The organism is Mitsuokella jalaludinii DSM 13811 (assembly GCF_000702905.1).
In the GTDB taxonomy this organism is placed as follows: Bacteria; Bacillota; Negativicutes; order Selenomonadales; family Selenomonadaceae; genus Mitsuokella; species Mitsuokella jalaludinii.
In genome coordinates this window covers 1-6,359 of the sequence record NZ_JNKR01000047.1, presented here as the reverse complement: position 1 = coordinate 6,359, position 6,359 = coordinate 1, and the positions used below count along the sequence as shown (strand labels likewise).

The window sequence follows — 6,359 nt, the reverse complement described above, 5'->3', positions numbered from 1 at the left end:
GCTCAAGGCGCTTATGCGGATGACAGGCTTCCCTGCGTTGCTTGTAGAGTGCTTGTGCAGTCAATGGGCAATATGGCATGGGCTGGTCAACAGGAGCCGCATTGCGGCGAAGCTCACGCGAGATGGTCGACTTGCTGCGCTTCAGCAGACGGGCAATCTCCGTGATGGATGTGCCCTCAGCAAGAAAAAAGAGTATCTTTTCTTGCTCAAATGGTGTAAGATGTGTGTAGTGGCACATAGGCTCTCCTTTTGTTATAGGTAGTTCTCTTCAAACACCATTATAGCAAAGAAGTCTATGTGTCATTTTAATTTGGTTGTCTAGGAACTGTTGCACTTAGATTGTAAATCCATCGGATTAGACTTTACGGAGGAAGATATTATGCCACGTAAGAAAAAGAAAATGCTGACGGAAAAAGAAATAGCAAAGATGCGCACGGTCGATGCTTATGAGCATAGCGGCCATAAGAGGGCGAATAATCCAAAGGCAGGGTATGCCCGTTATGACCGGGTGAAGGAAGAAACGACTAAGTATGCCTATGACCCGCATATCGATCCGACGTTACAGTGGGCAGGTAAGCAGGAAGGCACCAGCTTTGAAGTGCCAACCAGTTCTATCCATATTCATGAGTCCATTAAGCCGCATAAGATATTGCGCAAAGTAATGAAGGCTACTTCTGGCGATTATCAAGCAAATCAGATATCGCTGTTCCCGAATCTGACGCCGTTGGATACTATGCGGGCACGCCAGCAGGATTTACAGTTCTATAAGCATGGTGTGGACTGGACGAACCGTCTGATTGCCGGCGATAGTCTGGTGATTATGAATTCGCTTTTACAGAAGGAAGGTATGGCCGGTAAAGTCCAGATGGTCTACTTCGATCCACCTTATGGGATAAAGTATGGCTCTAATTTTCAGCCGTTTGTTAACCAAAGAGATGTCAAGGATGGTAAGGATACTGACCTTTCCCAGGAGCCTGAGATGATTACAGCGTTCCGAGATACCTGGGAGTTGGGGATTCATTCATATTTAAGCTATTTACGGGATCGTCTGCTCTTGGCTAGGGAACTTTTAGCAGATAATGGCAGCGTGTTTATACAAATAAGTGATGCAAATGTCCATCATATTAGGGAAGTTTGCGATGAGATTTTTGGGCCAGAAAATGAATGTGCTACTATTGTTTGGAAAAAAGGTACACCAAATGCAAAAATAATAAGAAATTCATTTAACTATTTATTATGGTACTGTAAAGATATAAATAAAATTAATAAAAAGGTACACAAATTATATACGGAAAGAACAGGAATAGAAGGGTCAACAGAAGATCCTCGTAAGTTAGCGTTATGGGGAGAATTTAAGAACGGAGAAGTCAGACCATTAACTACTGATGAAAAAAGAAATATCATTGGGACAAGAGAAAAAGCGGATGTTTTTCGTGTAGATAAAGTAATAGAGAGAGGTGATGATGGAGATAAAAGATTTCCTTTTTCTATCGACGGTGAGGATTTTGTCCCAAAGCAAGGGTATGTATGGCGTGGAAATCTTGAGCAAATGACAAGGCTTAGAGATGAAAATAGATTGGTCAAAACCCCAAAAGGATATGGCTATAAATTTTATATCACAGATTATCCGGTCATAGAAATCACCAATTTATGGGAAGATACTGCAGGAAAAGTCAATAACATGATATATGTGGTCCAAACAAATGATAAAATAATTCAACGCTGCATGCTTATGTGTACGGATCCTGGCGATTTGGTTATGGATATAACTTGTGGCAGTGGAACAACAGCTTGTGTAGCTGAACAATGGGGACGCCGTTGGATTACTTGCGATACATCTCGTGTAGCTATAGATCTGGCAAAGCAACGGCTGATGACATCTACTTATGACTATTACAAGTTGGCCCAGCCTGAGCAAGGCGTGGATAGCGGCTTTGTCTACAAGACGGTGCCGCATATAACATTGAAATCTATTGCAAATGATGAGCCTCCTGCTACTGAAACGTTGTATGACCAACCGGAGATTGACAAAACTAAGGTACGGGTGACGGGGCCATTCACAGTGGAGTCTCTGCCAGCTATCACAGTCAAGCAAATAGATGGTGAGGCTTCGGATACTGTATCGGACATGACTGCCAAGCAGGATGAATACCGCGAGGAAATACTGGCCACTGGCGTTATCGGTAAAGCAGGCGAGAAATTGGAATTTACCAGAGTAGAGGCGGCGCCAGCAACCTTTGCTTATGTCCAAGCTGTAGGTGAGACTAAGGAGGATAATCCCCGTAAGGCTGCTATTCATTTTGGCAGTGAAACAAAGGTTCTGGATGCAGGCCGGGTAGAGGATATTTTTGATGAAGTTCAGTCTATGCGGCCAACTCCCCAGATTATCATTATTGCGGCATATCAGTTTGATCCAGAGGCTACCAAGCTTATAGAAGAAACGAAATGGCCGGATATGCAGATTTTTGCCGTGCAGATGAATACTGACCTGATGACGAGCGATTTAAAGAAGAAACGTTCCTCCAACCAGAGCTTCTTCTTCATTGGCCAGCCAGACGTTGAGCTTATCCATGATGGTCGTACAAAGGATGTCTATAAGGTCAGGGTAAATGGTTTTGATTATTATGATCCGAAAACTGGTAAAGTGAAGTCTGGTAGCGCAAATAATATTGCGATGTGGATGCTGGATGAAGATTATGATGGCAGTTGTATAGAACCAGAGCAGATATTCTTCCCGTTGGGAGGAAAGTCAGGCGGATGGCATAAACTGGCTAAAACACTTAAAGCAGAACTGGATCAGGAGGCAATAGAGCAATATGCAGGCAATGTATCATTGCCGTTTAAGATTAAGCCTGGCCAGAAAAAGGTCGCTGTAAAAATTATCGATGATCGTGGTATTGAGTCCATGAAAGTACTGAAGGTGGGTGAAGATAATGGCTGATGGAATCGACCACCTGATAATTAACTCTGCTTACGAGGAACCGAAGTATCATTGGCTGCATGATGATAACGGCCAAACCTTTCATAAAGAGCCCGGGCGCAGACAGGCGGGCTACTTTATCATGGGGCAAGGGAGTAACCAGTATAATGATGTTGGACAGTTCGTTCCTTTGCCACTGGTAAACCGTATCCGTCCCCGTGTTAAAGCATGGCGTGAACTGGGGTTCCCAGGAGTAACTGGCGTTACTCGTGATCTCCTGATGCACTGGGAAAATCAAGAAATGCGACGGTATCCGTTCTTCTTTTGTCAGTTGGATGCTATCGAAACCCTTATTTGGCTTACAGAGGCTCCGGCTAGTGATCGTGTAGGCTGTGATGTGCCGGGGGATGGTGGTGATTTCCGCCGTCTTTGTACAAAACTTTGTACCGGTGGCGGAAAAACGGCTGTCATGGCCATGCTTATTGCATGGCAGGTATGCAATAAGGCGGTATATCCTCAGGATAAACGTTTTACGAAGAATGTACTCATTGTGGCTCCCGGTCTTACCGTTAAAAGCCGTCTACAGGTGCTAGCTTTAGGGGAAGGCAATTATTATGATGTCTTTGCTGTAGTTCCTGATGGTTTGAAGGATAAATTGTATCAAGGCCATGTTAAGATCGTTAACTGGCAGTCTATGGCCTGGGAAACTGATGAGCAGCTGGCAAAGAAGAAGTCTGTTGATAAGCGCGGCGCCAAAAGCGATGAAGCCTATACGCGTGAAGTGCTGGGCGAAATGGCTAATGCCCGTAATTTGCTGGTCATTAACGATGAAGCCCATCATGCATGGCGAAAGAATCCGGAAAATAAGGGGAAAACAGACCTTAAAGGACAAGAGAAAAAGGATTTCAAGGAGAGTGAAGACGAAGCTACTGTTTGGGTGAGTGGTCTTGATCGTATTCATAAAACCAGGAATATCCTCTGCTGCTATGATTTCTCTGCTACTCCGTTTGCGCCGTCTGGTAAGAAAAATGGTGAAGAAGCACTATTTGAGTGGATTGTTAGCGATTTTGGCCTAAATGATGGTGTCGAAGCCGGCTTAGTTAAGACGCCGCGTATTGTGGTGCGTGATGATGCCAAAGTGGATGCTAAGACGATGAAGTCCAAGCTCTACCATATTTATGCGCAAGAGGAAGTCAAGGCCGATATCAATCAGGCTGTTGGCCCGGAAATTCCGCTGCCCAGCCTGCTTAATCAAGCATATTTACTTCTGGGGCGTGATTGGCAAAAAACATATAAATCTTGGCAGGAACAGCAATTCAATGTTCCACCCGTGATGATAACCGTAGCCAATCGAACGGAAACGGCAGCTCGTATTAAATATGCGTTTGACCATGATGATATCGATGTACCAGAGCTTTGTGAAGAAGAATATACTGTGCAGATTGATTCAAAGGTACTGAAGGCTGAAGGTAAGGCCGGCGACGAACTGCGCGAAATGGTTGATACAGTGGGCAAGATAGGCAAGCCTGGTGAGAAAATTCGTAATGTCATCTCGGTAGGTATGCTTTCTGAAGGCTGGGATGCTAATACTGTTACGCATATTATGGGCTTACGAGCTTTCTCAAGTCAGCTGTTGTGTGAACAGGTTATTGGCCGCGGCCTGCGACGCCGTTCTTACGATGTGGATGAAGAAACCGGTCTGTTTACACCAGAATACGTCAATATTTTCGGTATTCCGTTCACGTTCCTGCCTGCAGAAGATGGTACTGGAGCGGATAAGCCAACTAAACCGAAGACGATGATTTATGCTATGCCGGAACGAAATGAATATAGCATTGAATGGCCCAATATCCTGCGCTTTGACCGTGAATATAAGCCAATGTTATCATTGAATCCTGCTGATGTACCTGTATTGACATTGGATGCTAGTGATACACGTTTTAGCGCAGAGATGTCCCCTGTTCTCGATGGGTATGCGGATCTGCAGCAGGTTACAGATATCGACTTAGAGAAGATTGATCAGGAAGCACGTTTGCAGACTATCATATTTAAGGCTGCTGGCAAGGTCTACGATATGATGAAGGCCGGCTGGAAGGACGAGAACACTAAGCTGGCAATGTTGGGGCAAATCATCAAATTGGTCGAAGGTTTCTTAAAATCCGACCGTATTTGGATAGAGCCATCGCTGTTTTACACCGATGATTTACGGCGCCGAGTTATTTACAAGCTGAACATGACGAATATAGTTCAGCATCTTTGGCAGTATATCAGCATCGAACAGACTGACCGCATTGTGCCGGTTTATGCATCTAAGCGTATTCGTAGTACATCAGATATGCCTAACTGGTACACGGGAAAACCAACTTGGCCTACCAAAAAGTCACAAATCAGTCATGTGGTTCTTGATAGTGGTTGGGAGAATACGTCTTCATATGTTTTGGAGCACAATGATCATGTCTGTGCTTATGCTAAGAATGACCACTTAGGATTCAATATCATCTATACTCACGAAGGTGTTGTCCGTCAATACGTTCCCGATTTCCTTATCAAGCTCGATAACGGCAAAACACTGGTATTGGAAATCAAAGGACAGGATTCTGCCCAGAATCGGGCTAAGCGTCTGGCGCTAGCAAACTGGTGTAAGGCAGTCAATGACCTGGGCGAATATGGCGAGTGGTATTCTGATGTTGCCTTTGATACTGCTGAAATAGAAGGCATATTGCGGAAATATATTTGAAGGAGACAGACTGATGGCTGAAATCAAGTTTGAAATCACACAACATATCGGCGTTTTATCCGAAAGTGCCAAAGGCTGGCGTAAAGAGTTGAACCTGGTATCATGGAATGGCCGTGAGCCTAAATTCGATATCCGCGAATGGGCGCTAGAATATGCAAAGATGGGCAAGGGTATTACGCTATCCCAGGAAGAAATAAAAAATCTGCAGGCGCTTTTGGCGGATAAGTAAAATTTAAACAAACTGGTTAGTGAAAATAAACTAATCCCCATCCAATCTGGATGGGGATTAGTTGTTTAGTACTGCTAAATAGAGGGATTATCTCAGCAATCTTCGGTCGTATACGTGCTATATTCGATAAGGTAAAATATATTTCGCAAATTCAATTTCATAAAAAATAGACCATGTCTGGTAACATTATACAACTTAACGAGGATCTTATAAAGAATAATTTAAAGGATCTTGTACGCGACAGCGTAGAAGAAACACTGAATGCCCTGCTCGACCATGAGGCGGACGAGCTTGTCCGTGCTGGCAAGTATGAGCGGACGGGAGACCGTAAGGGCTACCGTTCCGGTCATTACGAGCGGAATTTCGGCACGACTTCCGGTGAAGTCAAGCTGCGCGTGCCCAAACTCAAGGGCATCCAGTTCGAGACGGCCATCATCGAACGCTACAAACGCCGTGAATGCTCGGTCGAGAAT

At 44.5% G+C, this 6,359-nt stretch carries 5 protein-coding genes; 4 read left to right on the top strand and 1 reads right to left on the bottom strand.

Annotated features, from left to right (window positions below):
* A partial coding sequence (locus tag T518_RS12365; RefSeq protein ID WP_248617200.1) for a helix-turn-helix domain-containing protein occupies window positions 1-238 on the bottom strand: 238 nt, incomplete at its 3' end.
* 141 nt (window positions 239-379) lie between these two features.
* Between T518_RS12365 and T518_RS10900 the strand changes: the two genes are divergently transcribed.
* From T518_RS10900 to T518_RS11735, 4 genes are all read left to right on the top strand, one after another.
* The gene (locus tag T518_RS10900; protein WP_081828495.1) at window positions 380-2,941 is read left to right on the top strand and encodes a DNA methyltransferase; all 2,562 of its coding nucleotides are present in this window, start codon (window positions 380-382) and stop codon (window positions 2,939-2,941) included.
* Complete coding sequence (locus tag T518_RS10895; protein ID WP_036378888.1) at window positions 2,934-5,657, top strand: DEAD/DEAH box helicase; 2,724 nt, start codon at window positions 2,934-2,936, stop codon at window positions 5,655-5,657. The genes T518_RS10900 and T518_RS10895 overlap by 8 nt, the downstream gene beginning before the upstream one ends.
* A gap of 13 nt (window positions 5,658-5,670) precedes the next feature.
* The gene (locus T518_RS10890) at window positions 5,671-5,886 is read left to right on the top strand and encodes a YdbC family protein (RefSeq protein ID WP_036378887.1); all 216 of its coding nucleotides are present in this window, start codon (window positions 5,671-5,673) and stop codon (window positions 5,884-5,886) included.
* 173 nt (window positions 5,887-6,059) lie between these two features.
* A partial coding sequence (locus T518_RS11735) for a transposase (RefSeq protein WP_211248224.1) occupies window positions 6,060-6,359 on the top strand: 300 nt, incomplete at its 3' end.

Bases quoted from the DNA above. Each gene is read 5' to 3' on its own strand.
- T518_RS10895 (WP_036378888.1), top strand. From the start codon at position 2,934: ATGGCTGATGGAATCGACCACCTGATAATTAACTCTGCTTACGAGGAA.
- T518_RS10900 (WP_081828495.1), top strand. From the start codon at position 380: ATGCCACGTAAGAAAAAGAAAATGCTGACGGAAAAAGAAATAGCAAAG.
- T518_RS10890 (WP_036378887.1), top strand. From the start codon at position 5,671: ATGGCTGAAATCAAGTTTGAAATCACACAACATATCGGCGTTTTATCC.